Origin of the sequence: Bacillus sp. V2I10 (assembly GCF_030817055.1) — a bacterium.
In the GTDB taxonomy this organism is placed as follows: domain Bacteria; phylum Bacillota; class Bacilli; order Bacillales; family Bacillaceae; genus Bacillus_P.
In genome coordinates, this window is sequence record NZ_JAUSYV010000001.1 from 1,115,039 (window position 1) to 1,130,384 (window position 15,346).

The 15,346-nt window shown below is 37.5% G+C and carries 14 protein-coding genes; 12 read left to right on the forward strand and 2 right to left on the reverse strand.

All coding sequences use genetic code 11. The features are described from left to right. Positions 1-106: 106 nt before the first annotated feature. The gene (locus QFZ72_RS05655; RefSeq protein ID WP_307430542.1) at positions 107-595 is read right to left on the reverse strand and encodes a DinB family protein; all 489 of its coding nucleotides are present in this window, start codon (positions 593-595) and stop codon (positions 107-109) included. Positions 596-754: 159 nt separating this feature from the next. Between QFZ72_RS05655 and QFZ72_RS05660 the strand changes: the two genes are divergently transcribed. From QFZ72_RS05660 to QFZ72_RS05710, 11 genes are all read left to right on the forward strand, one after another. After that, positions 755-1,321 carry a hypothetical protein gene (locus tag QFZ72_RS05660; RefSeq protein ID WP_307430544.1) on the forward strand — a complete coding sequence of 189 codons (567 nt, stop codon included), beginning with the start codon at positions 755-757 and terminating at the stop codon, positions 1,319-1,321. Positions 1,322-2,748: 1,427 nt separating this feature from the next. Further along, positions 2,749-4,275: a glutathione ABC transporter substrate-binding protein gene (locus QFZ72_RS05665; RefSeq protein WP_373464662.1), complete on the forward strand. Its 1,527-nt coding sequence runs from the start codon at positions 2,749-2,751 to the stop codon at positions 4,273-4,275. 84 nt (positions 4,276-4,359) lie between these two features. Beyond that, the gene (gene gsiC / locus QFZ72_RS05670) at positions 4,360-5,283 is read left to right on the forward strand and encodes a glutathione ABC transporter permease GsiC (protein WP_307430550.1); all 924 of its coding nucleotides are present in this window, start codon (positions 4,360-4,362) and stop codon (positions 5,281-5,283) included. A 12-nt stretch (positions 5,284-5,295) separates the two neighbouring features. Then, entirely contained in the window at positions 5,296-6,192 is an 897-nt protein-coding gene (gene nikC / locus QFZ72_RS05675) for a nickel transporter permease (RefSeq protein WP_307430552.1), read from the forward strand. A gap of 14 nt (positions 6,193-6,206) precedes the next feature. After that, positions 6,207-7,196 carry an ABC transporter ATP-binding protein gene (locus tag QFZ72_RS05680; protein WP_307430554.1) on the forward strand — a complete coding sequence of 330 codons (990 nt, stop codon included), beginning with the start codon at positions 6,207-6,209 and terminating at the stop codon, positions 7,194-7,196. Then, positions 7,189-8,157 carry an ABC transporter ATP-binding protein gene (locus QFZ72_RS05685; RefSeq protein ID WP_307430556.1) on the forward strand — a complete coding sequence of 323 codons (969 nt, stop codon included), beginning with the start codon at positions 7,189-7,191 and terminating at the stop codon, positions 8,155-8,157. The genes QFZ72_RS05680 and QFZ72_RS05685 overlap by 8 nt, the downstream gene beginning before the upstream one ends. Before the next feature lie 68 nt (positions 8,158-8,225). After that, positions 8,226-9,101 (forward strand): sugar phosphate isomerase/epimerase family protein, encoded by an 876-nt coding sequence (locus QFZ72_RS05690; RefSeq protein ID WP_307430558.1) that lies wholly within the window; start codon positions 8,226-8,228, stop codon positions 9,099-9,101. Positions 9,102-9,152: 51 nt separating this feature from the next. Next, positions 9,153-10,214 (forward strand): Gfo/Idh/MocA family protein, encoded by a 1,062-nt coding sequence (locus QFZ72_RS05695; protein ID WP_307430561.1) that lies wholly within the window; start codon positions 9,153-9,155, stop codon positions 10,212-10,214. 2 nt (positions 10,215-10,216) lie between these two features. Then, a complete protein-coding gene (locus QFZ72_RS05700) occupies positions 10,217-11,104 on the forward strand; it encodes a sugar phosphate isomerase/epimerase family protein (RefSeq protein WP_307430564.1) in 888 nt (295 codons plus the stop codon). Positions 11,105-11,349: 245 nt separating this feature from the next. Further along, positions 11,350-12,504, forward strand: a complete 1,155-nt coding sequence (locus tag QFZ72_RS05705) for an ROK family transcriptional regulator (RefSeq protein ID WP_307430567.1) — start codon at positions 11,350-11,352, stop codon at positions 12,502-12,504. Positions 12,505-12,539: 35 nt separating this feature from the next. Then, positions 12,540-13,538 carry an asparaginase gene (locus QFZ72_RS05710; RefSeq protein ID WP_307430570.1) on the forward strand — a complete coding sequence of 333 codons (999 nt, stop codon included), beginning with the start codon at positions 12,540-12,542 and terminating at the stop codon, positions 13,536-13,538. Between the two features lie 544 nt (positions 13,539-14,082). On the opposite strand, the gene QFZ72_RS05715 is transcribed toward QFZ72_RS05710, so the two are convergent. Then, the gene (locus QFZ72_RS05715) at positions 14,083-14,538 is read right to left on the reverse strand and encodes a helix-turn-helix transcriptional regulator (RefSeq protein WP_307430573.1); all 456 of its coding nucleotides are present in this window, start codon (positions 14,536-14,538) and stop codon (positions 14,083-14,085) included. A 238-nt stretch (positions 14,539-14,776) separates the two neighbouring features. Between QFZ72_RS05715 and QFZ72_RS05720 the strand changes: the two genes are divergently transcribed. Continuing rightward, on the forward strand, positions 14,777-15,310 hold the full coding sequence (locus QFZ72_RS05720; RefSeq protein ID WP_307430576.1) for an HD domain-containing protein: 534 nt from the start codon (positions 14,777-14,779) through the stop codon (positions 15,308-15,310). Positions 15,311-15,346 lie beyond the last annotated feature (36 nt).

Sequence of the window (15,346 nt, forward strand, 5' to 3'; positions counted from 1 at the left end):
CCTAACTCCTCGGCCAGAACGGCTCCGCCAGTAAAAGCAAAACCGGCTTTTTCTGACGGATCCTTATCTGTTTGTCGGAGCTAAGCAGTCGGCTCCGCTTTTCTAATTAAGACACACTAAGTTCCTTTTTCCAACTCCCTTGGAGTTTACGGATAAGGATAATTTGACCGACATGACTTGCATTGTGGATGGTTACATTTAGCAAAACGGAAATCCACGGCTCTTTATTATCTTCTCGAACGGATGATTGAAGTTCTTCTTCCGATAATTTTTCAAGTTCATCTATCCATTCTTTTATGACCAGAAAAAGCTGCTCTTTTTTGTCATGCCAATTATCACCTTCTTTGATGACGAAGGTATCTTCATTAGCAGGGTGACTGTTTGACAAAGGCTCTTTTTTAAAAAGTTTAAGATGTCTTGTGTTATAGAAAACCAGATGATTAATAATCTCCCAAATTGAATGAAGGTTTTCCTCTTTTTTCCACGAGGCTTGTTCTTCAGTTAAATCCTTTAGGGCTGTTTCAAGCGAGGCAAACCAATTATCTTCAAAAAAGCAGGCCATTAGTTGTTCTTTGAAAATTTCATTCGAATTCATTCTTCTCATCTCCTTTTAGGAGAATTTCCACAAGTCACTCCGTATTCCCTTTAGAAATCTCTTAAATTTTTTTTCACATTATTTCACATAATTCTCTTATTATGTTACGGAATCAGATGGACATGATAAGGAAGAAAGATGAAAAAGGAGTGATGGAAAATGAAAAACAAGAAATGGCTTATTGCTTTCACTGCACTGGCGCTTGTCATTCCGACAACTGCAATGGCAAACACGGAAAAATGGCAGATCAGTGAGCAGCATGAGCCTGCAAACCATGAAGGAGTAAAGAAGGACTGGCATGAGAGAAAAGCTGAACGGGAGCAAAAGATTCTTGAATTAGTAAGCAAGTATTCACCTGAAACGAAGCAAGAATGGGAGAATGTATTTAAGGAGAGAGAAGAGCTTTTCAAGCAGCTGGATAAAACAGGTTTAAGAGAGAAGCATCATGCACTTAGAGAAAAGAGAAAACAGGAAATAGCAGAGCTTGAAGAAAAAGTGAAAAAAGGTGAAATAACGAAGGAACAAATGAGAGAGAAGATGGAAGCTTTCAGAGAACATAAAATGAAACACCATCAAGGTAGACAAGAGATGAGAGAGCAGTGGAAGCAAGCAATCGACAGCAAGGACAAAGCCAAAATCAAAGAAATGCTGAATGCAAAATTACAGCAGATGAAAGAACACAATCAGAAGATGAAAACTTTAATGAAAGAGCAATCCAAGGGATAAACGGGGGAAAAGGGGACGGCAAAAATGTCGTCCCTTTCAAATTCCAAGTAAGTGCAGTCTCTTAAACTCTTCCCTTTCAAGCCCTGTAAGCCTGAAATCGTAATGGCCGCTCTTTTGATTTCATATATCGACGACACGGTCAATGCCTTTTAAAAAAATCCGGCTGCTTGACATAATTCTCGTTAAAAGGATTATCGTTTCCAGATCCGTTGCGGACATTTGCTATATCAGCCAGAAGCAAAAATACAACTCTTTCCCGATTTCCCTGTATTCGTATTTTCTTCAATTGGTTCCGTTTTTTATTGCCAGAGTCTGTTTTGATGTTACAAACTGCATCACTGAGGGAAATTGGTCCCAAATTTTATGAAGGTGCAGCTTTAAGTATTTCTTTGCGTCAGCTTAGTTATTCAGCTCTGTCCATTCATAGGAAATCAAGTAAGGATTATTGTCTATTTACAGATGTTCTTTCAAAAAATACCTCCATGGCCAGGTTCCCCGTGTGAAGGATGGATAATTGTTTACCTGGGCTTGATCACCTTTTAACAGTATGGTTTGATACTTTTTCTCTCCTGCGTCCAGATATTCCACTACTTCATTAGATACATTTCTATAAAGCTTTTTCCATTTCCACCATCAATATTTCGTCGAGCCCTTCCAATGTTTATTCCTCCAAAAATCCTTAATCCGAATAAGAAGCCTAGAGACAAAACCATTGAATGCCAGCATGCGGTATCGTTTGTTTCAATAATTTCCAGCAGTCTAGGTGATTCGCTTCCACTCACGGGTTTACCGCGTGAAGAGAAACTAAAGGAGTCTCCTCTTTAGGATGGTGAATATCTCCCTTTATTTCAGTAATCATCCAGCCTTCTTCGATATACGGAATGGTTTAACCTCTATCATTGTCTGAAATGATCCATTCAAGTCCGCTCCAAATCGATGCTTTGTTCCCCATTCTACAAGCTCCACACTAAATTGCATGTTTTGTTTAAACTCTATTAAAACCTCAATATATTGGTCTAGTAAAAATATGGACGCTCAAAAATGAAGAAAGGAAATAATAGAATATTAATAATTTTAATAAATTTCTGAAACTTTATATTGTAAATGTCTTTTCCGGAAATTATAATAAAATTAATTAATTTCACCAGTGGAGAAATTAAAATGATAGATAGCTTAAATGAGTTTATTTTTTATGCAAAACTAGATATACATTAACATCAAGAAAATAAATATTATAAGGATTTAAGATTACTAATATCTATTCTGACTTTCAGAGAAGATAGGAGTAATTATAATCATTCAGGTAATACAAAAAGGTATGCTGCCACTATAGAAAATACCTGATATATATCAAATAAGGGGGAAACCAATTGAAAAGGTTACATTTTTGGAAAACGCTATTCTTTGTTTTAGTGTCTGCGGTATTAATGGCTGGTTGTTCAAGTAAACAAAGTGGAGAGACTGAGGAAAAGGATAATGGCGGAAATAATCCATCGAACAAAAATCAAGAGTTAGTCATAGCCGTAAACGAAAACTTTATTTCAATGGATCCGCATAATACCGGGGATACAAATTCTAATTCGGTCCAATCAGCAATGTTAGAAGGGCTATTGGGAACTGATGAAGAAGGGAAAATAATCCCGCAGTTAGCTGAGGAATATAGTGTGAGTGATAATGCTCTGGAATATTCATTCAAGCTGCGTCAAGGAGTAAAATTCCATGATGGTGAGGCATTTAATGCAGAGGCAGTAAAAGCTAGTTTTGAAAGGATCATGAAAGATGAAAGCCTTCGTTTAAATAGCCGCGGATTCAATCTTATTACTGGCATTGAAGTGTTGGATGAATTTCAAATAAAAGTAATCCTAAAAGAACCATATGCTGGCATGTTAACAAGATTTGTCTCAGCAAAAATCCTTAGTCCTAAAATACTCAATGATTCTAGTGAAGATATTGGAAAGACTCCGATAGGTACTGGACCATTCAAGTTGGTTGAGTGGGTTCAGGGGGACCATTTAACAGTTGAAAGATTTGAAGATTACTGGAAAAAGGCAGATCGTGTAAAAACCATTACGTATAAACCTGTTCCGGAAAATGGATCACGTGTGTCGATGTTGAAAACAGGAGAAGCTCATGTTATTTACCCGATGCCAGTTCAAAACTTGAAAGAGCTAGAAAATAATACGGATGTTGAAATCCATAAAATCCCTTCCACGATTGCTCGATATGTATCGATTAATACGATGAAAGAACCGTTTGATGACATTCGGATTCGCCAGGCAATTAACTATGCTGTAAGTAAAGAGGCATTTATTAATGTAGTTAATTCTGGGTTTGGGCTGCCATTAGACTCCATTATCCCAAGTAAAACTCAGCATTATTCTAAACAAGAAACTTATGATCAAAACATTGAAAAAGCAAAGGAATTATTAAAAGAGGCAGGATATGAAGGTGGCTTCAAAGCGGAAATTTGGGGTAACACTAATTCCGATACATTGAAAGGAATGCAGTTTATCCAGCAGCAATTAAAGGGAATTGGGGTTGATCTGGAAATAAAATCAATGGAAGAAGGTACTTTGTCAGATGAGATTTATGGACCTCAGACACCAGAAGAAGCGAAGGTGCAAATGTGGTACGTAAGCTGGTCAGCCTATCCTTCTGATGTTACTAATGCAACAAAACCGTTGTTCAGCAGCAGCTCATTTCCGCCAGATGGAGCTAATACAGCTTATTACAAAAATAATGATATAGATAAATGGATAACAGAAGTTAATCAGACAGTTGATGTTAATAAACAAGCAGAAATTTATAGTAAAATTCAATCCACTATCTATAATGAAGCACCATGGATTTTTCTGGGTGTAGATGAAATTCTGGCAGGTTCGCGATCAAATATAGAAGGAGTCTTTATCTCCCCAACAGGCGGTATTAATGTAACTGATGCACATTTTAAATAATAGCGAATTCAGAAACTAGGCAATAAGAAGAGGCAGATGGATCTTTCCCATTGCTTCTTTCCTTTTAAGAAAGGGGTTATCATTTTGCTTCAATATATTTTAAAAAGAATCTTAGAAATGATACCAATCCTATTTATTGTTTCTATATTAATCTTCTTTTTTACTCATTTAATTCCTGGAGACCCAGCAAGATTGGTTGCTGGAAAGGATGCAACGTTAGAAGAGGTTAATATGATCAGATCCGAGCTTGGTCTCGATAAACCTATTTCGGACCAATATATAACATATATGATTAATCTATTTCAAGGAGATTTAGGAACCTCATTAAAGACAGGATTACCTGTTTCAGAAATGTTTTCTGACCGTTTTATGCCCTCCATTTATTTAACCTTCTTAAGTATGATCTGGGCATTGGTGCTGGGGTTATTAATAGGTACCCTATCAGCCGTTTTCAAAAACAAATGGCCGGATTACATTGGAATGATCACGGCAGTCTCTGGAATCTCTATGCCGGGTTTTTGGCTTGGTTTAATTCTAATTCAGATTTTCTCCGTCCAGCTGGGGTGGTTTCCAACAGGCGGGGCGGAAAGCTGGAAAAGTTATATTTTGCCTTCAATCACATTAGGAGCAGGAATTATGTCAATGCTTGCCAGGTTTACGAGATCGTCCCTTCTTGAAACGTTAAGAGCAGACTATATTCGCACTGGAAGGGCAAAGGGTTTAAAAGAATCAGTTGTCATTCCGAAACATGCATTAAGAAACTCTTTGATTCCAGTGGTTACAATTGCAGGACTCCAGTTTGGATTCTTATTAGGCGGATCCGTTGTCGTGGAAACCGTTTTTAGTTTTCCTGGGATGGGCCGTTTGTTAATAGATTCAATTGCCTTCAGAGACTATCCTGTCATACAAGCTGAATTATTATTATTCTCTATTGAATTTATTCTCGTAAATCTGATTGTTGATATCCTGTATAGTTTGCTCAATCCAAAAATACGCTATGTATCCTAGAGGAGGGGAGTCATGGAGATTACGAAGGAAGTAAATCATTATAACCCATTGATTTCAAAAAAAAAGTATTCACCTGCAAAAGAATTTTTAAAGAACTGGAGAAAACAAAAGACAGCCTTTTGGGCCAGTGTTTTTATCCTGCTGCTAATTCTCATCGCAATCATTGGACCTTACATTGCCCCATACGATCCGTACCAGCCGGATTACAATTCAACCTTGCAGGAGCCGAGCAAAGAACACTGGGCTGGTACTGATGAATACGGCCGTGATATTTTTAGCCGACTTCTTGCAGGTGCAAGGATCTCTCTAGGTGTTAGTTTCCTTTCTGTATTTTTAGGTGCAATAGGAGGAATCGTTTTAGGACTAGTAAGCGGTTATTTTGGCGGCTGGTTAGATCGAATCATCATGAGAAGCAGTGATGTAATGTTTGCGTTCCCTGATTTACTATTAGCTATTGCCATTGTTGCGATTTTAGGGCCGGGATTAGCGAACGTAGTGATTGCTGTTTCTATTTTTAGTATTCCTTCTTTTGCAAGATTGGTGAGAGGTTCTACATTGGAAGGAAAAGAGTCTGTATTTGTTGAGGCTGCAAAATCAATGGGAGCATCACATCGCAGAATTATGTTCAAGCATATTTTTCCTGAAACACTTGGCAGTTTAATTGTATTCATTACGATGAGAATAGGAACTGCCATTTTAGCTGCATCCAGTTTAAGTTTTCTTGGTTTAGGAGCGAGTCCTGAGACACCAGATTGGGGAGCAATGCTAAGTCTTGGCCGGGATTATTTAAGTACAGCCTCTCATGTGGTAATGATGCCAGGAATTGCGATCTTTTTAACTGTGTTGGCCTTCAATATTGTTGGAGATGGATTACGTGATGTATTGGATCCTAAAACGAAGAATGAGTAAGGGAGCTTAAAAGAATGGAGAAGTTACTGCAGGTTGATCAGCTTGAAACAGAATTTACGAAGGATAAACAAAAAATAAAAATATTACGCGGTGTGAATTTTTATATAAAAAAAGGAGAGGTTCTAGGGCTTGTAGGTGAATCTGGATGTGGAAAAAGCTTAACATCCCTATCGATAATGAAACTATTTAAAGGCACTAGCGGAGAAATATCTGGTGGCAGAATTTACTTTAAGGGAGAGGATTTAACCAATAAATCTGAACGTGAAATGAGGAAGATTCGTGGAAAACAAATGGCTATGATTTTTCAGGAACCGATGACTTCATTAAATCCTGTCATGAAAATAGGAGAACAACTACTCGAGCCAATTCGTCTTCATACTGGATTGAACGAGAAACTGGCAAAGGAACATGCGATTTTTATTTTGAAAAAAGTGGGTATTCCGCGTGCAGAAGAAATAATAAATGAGTTCCCCCATCAGATGTCCGGCGGTATGCGTCAAAGAATCATGATTGCTATGGCAATGTCTTGTAACCCTCAGCTAGTGATAGCAGATGAGCCGACTACAGCACTCGATGTAACAATACAAGCGCAAATTCTGGAATTAATGAAACAGCTTCAAAGGGAAGAAGAAATGTCTGTTTTATTAATTACTCATGATTTGGGTGTAGTAGCTGAAATGTGTGACCGTGTAGCTGTTATGTATGCAGGGCGAATAGTGGAAGAAGCAAATGTATTCGATTTATTTGAAAGCCCAAAACATCCTTATACTAAAGGACTAATTGGTTCGGTGCCAAAGATTGGTCAGAAAAAGGAGAAGCTTGATTCTATTAAAGGAAATGTTCCAGATCCAAGCTATATGCCAAAGGGCTGCAAATTTGCTCCAAGATGCAATGATGCCATGCCTATTTGTTTGGAGGAAGAACCGGATGTTACTGAATTAGAAAATAGCAGATTGTGCAGCTGCTGGATGTATACGGAGGGGAGGAGGGATATTTATGTCTAAGACTCTATTAGAAGTAACAGGGTTAAAAAAATCATTTTCAATACCTGGCAGAATGTTTGGAAAAAAGAAAATGTTAAAAGCTGTTCATGAGGTTTCATTCATGATTAAAGAAGGGACGACGTATAGTTTAGTTGGAGAAAGCGGATGCGGGAAATCAACAACAGGACGCCTGATATCACGATTAATTACACCAAGTGACGGAGAAATCTGGGTAGAAGGGGAAGAAATTTCTCAAAAAAAAGAATCACAGCTAAAAGCAGTACGGAAGAAGATACAGATGATTTTTCAAGACCCATATGCTTCGCTGAATCCGCGGATGAAAATTAGAGATATAATTGGCGAGCCACTTATCATTCATACAAAATTTTCAAAAACAGAACGGCATAAGCTGGTTTCCGAGATGCTTGAAGTAGTCGGGTTAACCGAGCATCATGCAGATAGATATGCTCATGAGTTCAGTGGTGGCCAGCGGCAGAGAATAGGAATTGCACGAGCACTTATAATGAAGCCAAAGTTAATTATTGCCGATGAACCAGTATCTGCACTAGATGTATCCATTCAATCTCAAATACTAAATCTATTAAAAGATTTACAAACCGAACTTAATTTAACCTATTTATTTATTTCACATGATTTAAGTGTAGTTGAACACATAAGCGACAGTATTGGTGTTATGTATTTAGGAACGATTGTTGAGTCTGGTCCGAAAGAGATAATTTTTTCAAACCCCCAGCATCCCTATACAAAAGCGCTATTATCTTCCGTCCCCATTCCAGATCCAAGGTTAAGAAGAGAACGTATCGTTTTGCAAGGAGATTTACCCAGTCCTGTTAACCCCCCGGCAGGCTGCCGGTTTCATACCCGCTGCCCTGCTTGTATGGAAATTTGTAAAGTAGCAGAACCTGTTGTGAAAAAGGGCTTAACTGAAGATCATTTTGTGGCTTGTCATTTAATAGAGTAGCAGAATAATCATTAACTTTTTAATTTAATGCAGATCATTTGGAAAATTAAAAACTGGAGTGGTTATCAATGAAAGTAGGACTTAGTACTTACAGTTTAGTAAGAGAATTAAGAGAAGAGAAAATAACGGTTTTAGATGTCATACAATGGATCGCTGATAATGGCGGGGAACATATGGAGATTGTTCCATACGGTTTTTCTGTAGTGGATAATATAGAATTGGCAGATCGAATAAAGGAGAAAGCGGAGTCTGCAGGAATTGTACTGTCTGCCTATTCCTTACCTGCTAATTTTGTTCAACAAACACAAGAAGAATTTGATCAAGAAGTAGAACGGCTAAAACAACATGTGGATATCGTTAATCGTTTAGGGATTAAGATTATGCGCCATGATGTAACCGCGTTCCAATTAGAACCAGAAGAAATGACAATTCACTATTTCGAAAAGCATTTAGCAAAATTAGTAGAAGGCAGCCAGCTGATTGCGGATTATGCAGCCCAATACGGGATTACAACGACAATAGAAAACCATGGATTTAATGTCCAGTCAAGCGACCGCGTACAACGGGTGATTCATGCCGTTAACCGTACAAACTTCAAAACCACTCTCGACGTTGGAAACTTTCTGTGTATTGATGAAGATCCGCTTGTGGGTGTTAAGAAAAATATTAAATATGCAGCAACCGTACATTTGAAAGATTTCTATATTCGTCCCTATTATGAAAATCCAGGGGATGGTGTTTGGTTCCGGACGGTTAATGAAAACTATTTGCGTGGCGCTATTGTTGGTCACGGAGATATTAAAATTCGTGAAATTATGAAGCTTATAAAAAATTCTGGATACGATGGTTACCTAACAGTTGAATTTGAAGGAATGGAAGATTGTAAAATAGGTTCAAAAATTGGAATGGATAACGTAAGAAGATTATGGAATGAAGTGCACTAATGAAATTCAGCAAAAGTGATTCTCAAATGGCGTATAGAAAGGATGAATTATATGGAACCCTTAAGAGTTTGTATTATTGGGACTGGATCCATATCGGATATGCATTTAAAGTCCATTGCAAATAACCCTGACGCTATTCTTTACGGCGTCTTCGATTATTCAAAAGAAAGAGCGGTAGAAAAGGCCAAGCATTATGGAATCAGCCATGTGTTTTCAAATATTGAAGAAGTATTTAATCATTCTAATATTGATGCCGTAAGTATTTGTACCTGGAATAATAGCCATGCTGAAATTTCAATCGGAGCATTAAATGGCGGAAAACATGTCTTAGTAGAGAAACCTTTGTCAATGACTGTAGAAGAAGCATTAAAAGTTGAAGAGGCTGTACAAAAAAACAAGAAGACATTACAAGTTGGATTTGTCAGAAGATTTGCAACGAATACAGCAGTATTAAAATCCTTTATTGATAATGGAAAATTAGGTGAAATTTATTATGCTAAAGCATCTTGCTTGCGCCGATTGGGGAATCCTGGCGGCTGGTTTGCAGACAAAGAACGCTCTGGGGGCGGTCCATTAATAGACCTTGGAGTGCATGTCATTGATATTTGCTGGTATTTAATGGGGCGTCCAAAAGTAAAGTCCATTTCAGGAAATGTATACAACCAGCTGGGAAACCGGGGGCACATCGAAAATTTAAGTTTTTATAAGACTGCTGACTATGATAAGGATAAAAATACCGTTGAAGACTTAGCCAATGCTCTTATTACCTTTGATAATGGTGCCTCTTTAATTGTGGATGTTTCTTATACTCTTCACGCCAAAAAAGATGAAATCCAAGTCAAATTATTTGGAACAAAAGGCGGAGCAGAGCTAGAACCTGAGCTTATCCTGATTAGCGAAGAGAATAATACACTTCTTAACATTCAGCCGCAAATGGATCATTTATCATTTGACTTCACAAATGCATTTCAAAATCAAATTGATTCATTTGTGACCAGTTGCTTAACAGGAATCAAGCCAATGGCGCCAGTTGAAGACGGAGTTGAAATGATGAAAATTTTATCTGGCATTTATGAAGCAGCAGAAAAGAAATGTGAGGTGACTTTTACATAATAATGAACAATAAAACAGTAACAAACAAAATTGGTGTGATTGTTGATAGTCTTCGGTTACCGCTATATGAAGGTCTGGTAACTGCAAAAAAAATGGGTGCTGATGGGGTACAAATCTATGCAGTGGAAGGAGAAATGGCACCTGGAAATTTAAGTTCAGTATCGCGTAAAAAGTTAAAAAACCAAATGGAGTCATTAGACTTAGAAATATCTGCTCTTTGTGGCGACTTGGGAGGACATGGTTTTCAGGACCATCAGCAAAATCAAATTAAAATTGAAAAGTCAAAACGCATTTTGGATCTTGCTGTAGAACTCGGTACAAACATTGTGACAACCCACATCGGGATCATACCTGAAGAACAAGAAAGCAGGATTTATGAAACGATGCAAAAGGCTTGTGAAGAGCTGGGGATTTATGCGAAAAGCATGGGTGCCTACTTTGCAATCGAAACAGGTCCAGAACCTTCAGAAAGATTAAAAGCTTTTTTGGATAGTCTATGTACAAATGGGGTTTCGGTCAATTTTGATCCTGCCAATATGGTGATGGTAACGGGCGATGACCCTATAGAAGGTGTAAAGCTTCTTAAGGATTACATTGTTCATACGCATGTTAAAGATGGGGAAAGATTAAAACCTGTTGATTCTCGTGATGTTTATGGATTTATGGGATATGGAGGCAGTACAGACCATGAAAAAATCGCTGAAATGGTTACTTCTGGAGAGTATTTTAGAGAATTGCCACTTGGAAAAGGAAAAGTGAATTTTCCAAAATACTTTGCTGCGCTAAATGAAATTAACTATAAAGGTTATTTAACCATTGAGAGAGAGGTTAATAATAACCCAATCAACGATATTTCGGAAGCAATTGCATTTATTAAAAAGTTTAGATAATTTGTTTCACTCGAATGGGCAAAGTGTATAATGTTAAAGGGATTTTCAATTTATAAACCCTATATTTCCAATAAGAGAATCTAGTTATTCTCTTTTGGAAGTATAAAGGAAATGGCGCATGAATAGAGCTCTATTTTTAAAGAATGATGTTGGTTTTCTTATTGAGGGTGAGGATCAACACGATTCTTTAAATGCTCCTTCTGAAATTGTAAACCTAAATCTGAAATTAAAAAGAAGGTAGAAGAATGGTGAAACACGATCAATTCTTTATGAAAAGACAAAATAAAAATCTAGTTCTTGATATATTAAAAAATAAGTCTCCTATATCAAGAATTGAGATAGCGAGATTAGCTGGAATGAGTCCTACATCCATTACAAGGATTGTAAATGAATTACAGTTCCAAGGGTTTGTGAGAGAAACAGAATTAGTCACATCTGGGGTAGGTAGAAAAGCAACATTGCTGGAAGTGTGCGGGAATGTCCTTTATACAATTGGAGTAGAGATCGATAAATCCATTATCAAAATTGGGATCGTAAATTATGTTGGAGAAATCGAATCCCTACATAAATATAACAGAAATGAGTTAGAGAGTTATGATGAAACGCTGCAAAAAGTAAACATAAATGTAAAAAGTATAATGGATAGAAACGGTATACCTGAAACGAAAATAATTGGATTAGCAATTGGTTTGCCTGGTTATGTTGATTACAAAAATGGTGTAGTAAAGGTTTCAGATCAGTTGAAGTGGAAGGATGTTAACCTGGCTGATGATCTTAAGAAACTAACCTCATTTGATGTAATTATTGATAATGAGCTAAAAATGAAAGTAGTAGCTGAGAATTTTATAGGGAAGGCAAAGAACTCTCAGAATTGCATCTTATTAGGGATCGGGTCAGGGATTGGGTCAGCGATTATACTAAATGGTGAAATTTATCGAGGGGAATCCAATAATGCAGGAGAAATTGGACATACCGTGATAGATCCCACTGGAAATGTATGCAATTGCGGAAAAATAGGCTGTCTTGCAACGTATATTTCTGAGGGTGCAATCCTTGCTGATAGCAGGAAAGTGAAAGAAATTCCTTCGATTGATGATGTTTTCCATTCCTATAGAAACAGAGAACCGTGGGCGCTGAATATTATGGATAGAGCATCAACGTATATTGCTCTTGCAATTAGCAATATCTTATGTCTGTATAATCCTGAAGTGATAATTTTGAGCGGAAATACGATAGAAAAACTGCCTGAAATGAAGCAAGCGATAGAACAAAAGTGTGAGTTATATATTTGGGAGCCATTAAAGCAAACTGTGCAAATCGTTTATTCAGAATTAAGTGAACATGGCGTCGTGCTGGGAGCTGCCATACAGGCACAAAATCTCTTACTGGATCTTGAATAAAAGTTGCCATTATACTTGTAAGGAGAGAATTAGAGTTGAAATATTTAACTTTAGTAGAGGAAACAAGAGCTGGAATATTGGAAAATGTTCACATTGGAATGATATGTGGTGTAAATGATCAATCACAAACTTGCTATCAAATTGGAGATGATCGACATTATACATACTTCCGTTCCGCTGCAAAACCTTTCCAGGCACTTCCGATCTTCCTAACAAATATCATAACAAAATATGGACTGACTGAAGAAGAAGCAGCACTATTTACAGCATCGCATAGAGGAGAATCCTATCATATAACAGCTCTAGAATCCATGCTAAGAAAACTGCCGGTAAATGAAGAAGAATTATACTGCCCCCCTTCTTATCCATTAAATGTGCAGTCAAAAGAAGATATGATCAGAAATGGCACGAAGAAAAGAAGACTATATCATAATTGTTCTGGCAAGCATATGGGGTTCATCACGGTGTGCCTTGAATTAGGTTATCCAATTGAAGGCTATTGGAAAAAGGATCATCCGCTTCAGCTTCAAATTTTATCAATCCTTTCTTCATTATCTGAACTGCCGGTTTCTGAGATTCATACGGGGATAGATGGATGCGGAGTCCCTGTATTCGCAGTGCCATTAAAAAATATGGCTGCAGTCTACTTGAAATTGGCTTGCCCTGATATCATACAAGATCTTCTATTACAAAATGCGTTAAAAAAGATGACGGCTATAATGAATAACCAATATAATATGATTGCTTCAGAACATTTTATTTGTTCAATCCTGTTAAAGGATAAAAATATTATAGCAAAAGGCGGAGCCCAAGGTGTATATTGTTTTGGATTAAAAAATGAAAGACTTGGATTTGCGTTAAAGGTGTTAAATGGATCTGAAGATATGTGGCCAAATATCGTTGCTTCCATTCTTGAGCAAATGAATTATAACAACAAAGAAACCATTACAAGACTGCGGGCGTTAAGGCCTTCAATTATGAGAAATGACGCTGGGGTAGAAGTAGGATATATTAATGAAAGGTTTTCGATATAAGGCTTTGTTAATGAACAAAATGATTTTATCGGAATTTTGCCTTATTTCTTAGCAAAATCCTCCTCTCGGAAGGCGAATCTTTTAGATAAGGTAGGGAAATAAGGTTCAAAATGAATGAATGCTTCCCTTTGCAGATTCCAAGCAGGCGAAGCATTTTTGCATAGAGCGGTTTTGGAAACAGCTTTGGATAGATGCGGATGGTGTCGTGTTCGGTGTGCTTACTTAAGATAAGCAAATTAATGAGGAGACTCTCAGGGAATTAATCCTTGCAAACGAGAATTTAGATATAATATTCCATCGACCTTTGACGAGGTAAATGATCAAGCACTGCTGTGGCAATCATCAAGTAATATCCGCAAATATCCTGATTCCTAATATCAGGCAGCAAGCCAGGGGCAATTTGTGCTATAGAAAGACTAAAAGTGCTGAAAGCCCCTACTGTTTCATTTCCTCCTTTTTCATCATGATTTTTAATGATTTTCCCTATGGCAACTCATTAAAATTGACATATATATATTAAAGACAAACTCTAAAATCGTCAGGTTTAATGGTTATCTGTCAGCTCATTCAGCTTTTTTTCCATTTCTGTCCGGTCAAAGGAAGAGTACCAGCGATAATCATCTTCATCAATGATGCGAAAATGGAAGCTGATCACGTTTTGCTGGAGTTTGAAGCCTTTGATCTGATCAACATCCTTCCACCATATTTTTCCACCGAGTGTCTTTTCCTTGCGGGTCTGCATTTTTTGATGAGCGACGAGCTGCAGAATATCGAAGGGGTCACCGCCTGTAGTCTGCTGAAGAATGGTGCTGTGTCTGAAAAGGGCACACAATGCAACGATCGTTGACCATGATGCTTCCTGCCGTCCCTTTTCAATCTGCACGAGCGTTTTTTTGGAGAGCCCAAGTACTTCAGCCATTTCTTCCTGTGTGTAACGGGATTCGGTCCGGATTAGAAGCATTTTTTTAGATAGATTGGCAGTTAGTTCATGCTTTTTCATGAAAGAGCTCCTTTTCCCTTGATATAGTGTAATTCTACACGAAATGAAAGGCAACTTCAGTATAACTGCTTAAATTATTAAAGAAGTTAGATAGATGAGATAATCATGTCATACAATATAACAGGATTGTTGCGGCAAATGCCGTATTATGTTAATGTATACAGAAATATTTTAAGAATACCTCAGCTTAATTATATAGTTCTTACAAGTTTCACACTATTTACAGGGAGGAGATTACATGCGAAATGTAACATTGACAGAGGTTTATTCCCATCCTATTGCTCAAAAATATTTACAGCGTTCAGGAGTAGCGCATGCAATTGCTGTAACCTACCATGCATATAGATTAGCCATTCAGCACGGTGTAGATCCCGATCTTGCAACCAAAGCAGCTCTGCTTCATGATATTGGGCATTATGAGTGGTACACAGATGGGGAATGGGATTATGAAAAGTATAAAGAGAATGATATACATGCGATAAAAGGTGCAGAACGTGCCCATAAGCTTTTGATCCGTCTTGGGGAGGATCCGCAATCTGCTAAACAGATCGCTTTAGCCATTTTGCTGCATACAGATTCTTACCTGCCGGAAGGCTCTCTTAATCAAAATTCACTTCAAAAAGTAGTTCGCTTAGCTGATGAAATGGATGAGGAACCAGGCGGAAGTCATCATTACCGGACGATTAGCGAAAAGACAGCCTTAAATAAAATTCAAAAGCTTGATGAAAAAATCAATCAGCTGCAAAACCCCACCTTGAAAAAATCCGTATGAATGATATAAATCCACCCAAGGAAATGGTGGATTTGA

Bases quoted from the DNA above. Each gene is read 5' to 3' on its own strand.
- QFZ72_RS05665 (WP_373464662.1), top strand. From the start codon at position 2,749: ATGGCTGGTTGTTCAAGTAAACAAAGTGGAGAGACTGAGGAAAAGGAT.
- QFZ72_RS05715 (WP_307430573.1), bottom strand. From the start codon at position 14,538: ATGAAAAAGCATGAACTAACTGCCAATCTATCTAAAAAAATGCTTCTA.
- QFZ72_RS05705 (WP_307430567.1), top strand. From the start codon at position 11,350: ATGGTGAAACACGATCAATTCTTTATGAAAAGACAAAATAAAAATCTA.
- QFZ72_RS05660 (WP_307430544.1), top strand. From the start codon at position 755: ATGAAAAACAAGAAATGGCTTATTGCTTTCACTGCACTGGCGCTTGTC.
- QFZ72_RS05700 (WP_307430564.1), top strand. From the start codon at position 10,217: ATGAACAATAAAACAGTAACAAACAAAATTGGTGTGATTGTTGATAGT.
- nikC (WP_307430552.1), top strand. From the start codon at position 5,296: ATGGAGATTACGAAGGAAGTAAATCATTATAACCCATTGATTTCAAAA.
- QFZ72_RS05680 (WP_307430554.1), top strand. From the start codon at position 6,207: ATGGAGAAGTTACTGCAGGTTGATCAGCTTGAAACAGAATTTACGAAG.
- QFZ72_RS05655 (WP_307430542.1), bottom strand. From the start codon at position 595: ATGAATTCGAATGAAATTTTCAAAGAACAACTAATGGCCTGCTTTTTT.
- QFZ72_RS05685 (WP_307430556.1), top strand. From the start codon at position 7,189: ATGTCTAAGACTCTATTAGAAGTAACAGGGTTAAAAAAATCATTTTCA.
- QFZ72_RS05690 (WP_307430558.1), top strand. From the start codon at position 8,226: ATGAAAGTAGGACTTAGTACTTACAGTTTAGTAAGAGAATTAAGAGAA.
- QFZ72_RS05695 (WP_307430561.1), top strand. From the start codon at position 9,153: ATGGAACCCTTAAGAGTTTGTATTATTGGGACTGGATCCATATCGGAT.
- QFZ72_RS05720 (WP_307430576.1), top strand. From the start codon at position 14,777: ATGCGAAATGTAACATTGACAGAGGTTTATTCCCATCCTATTGCTCAA.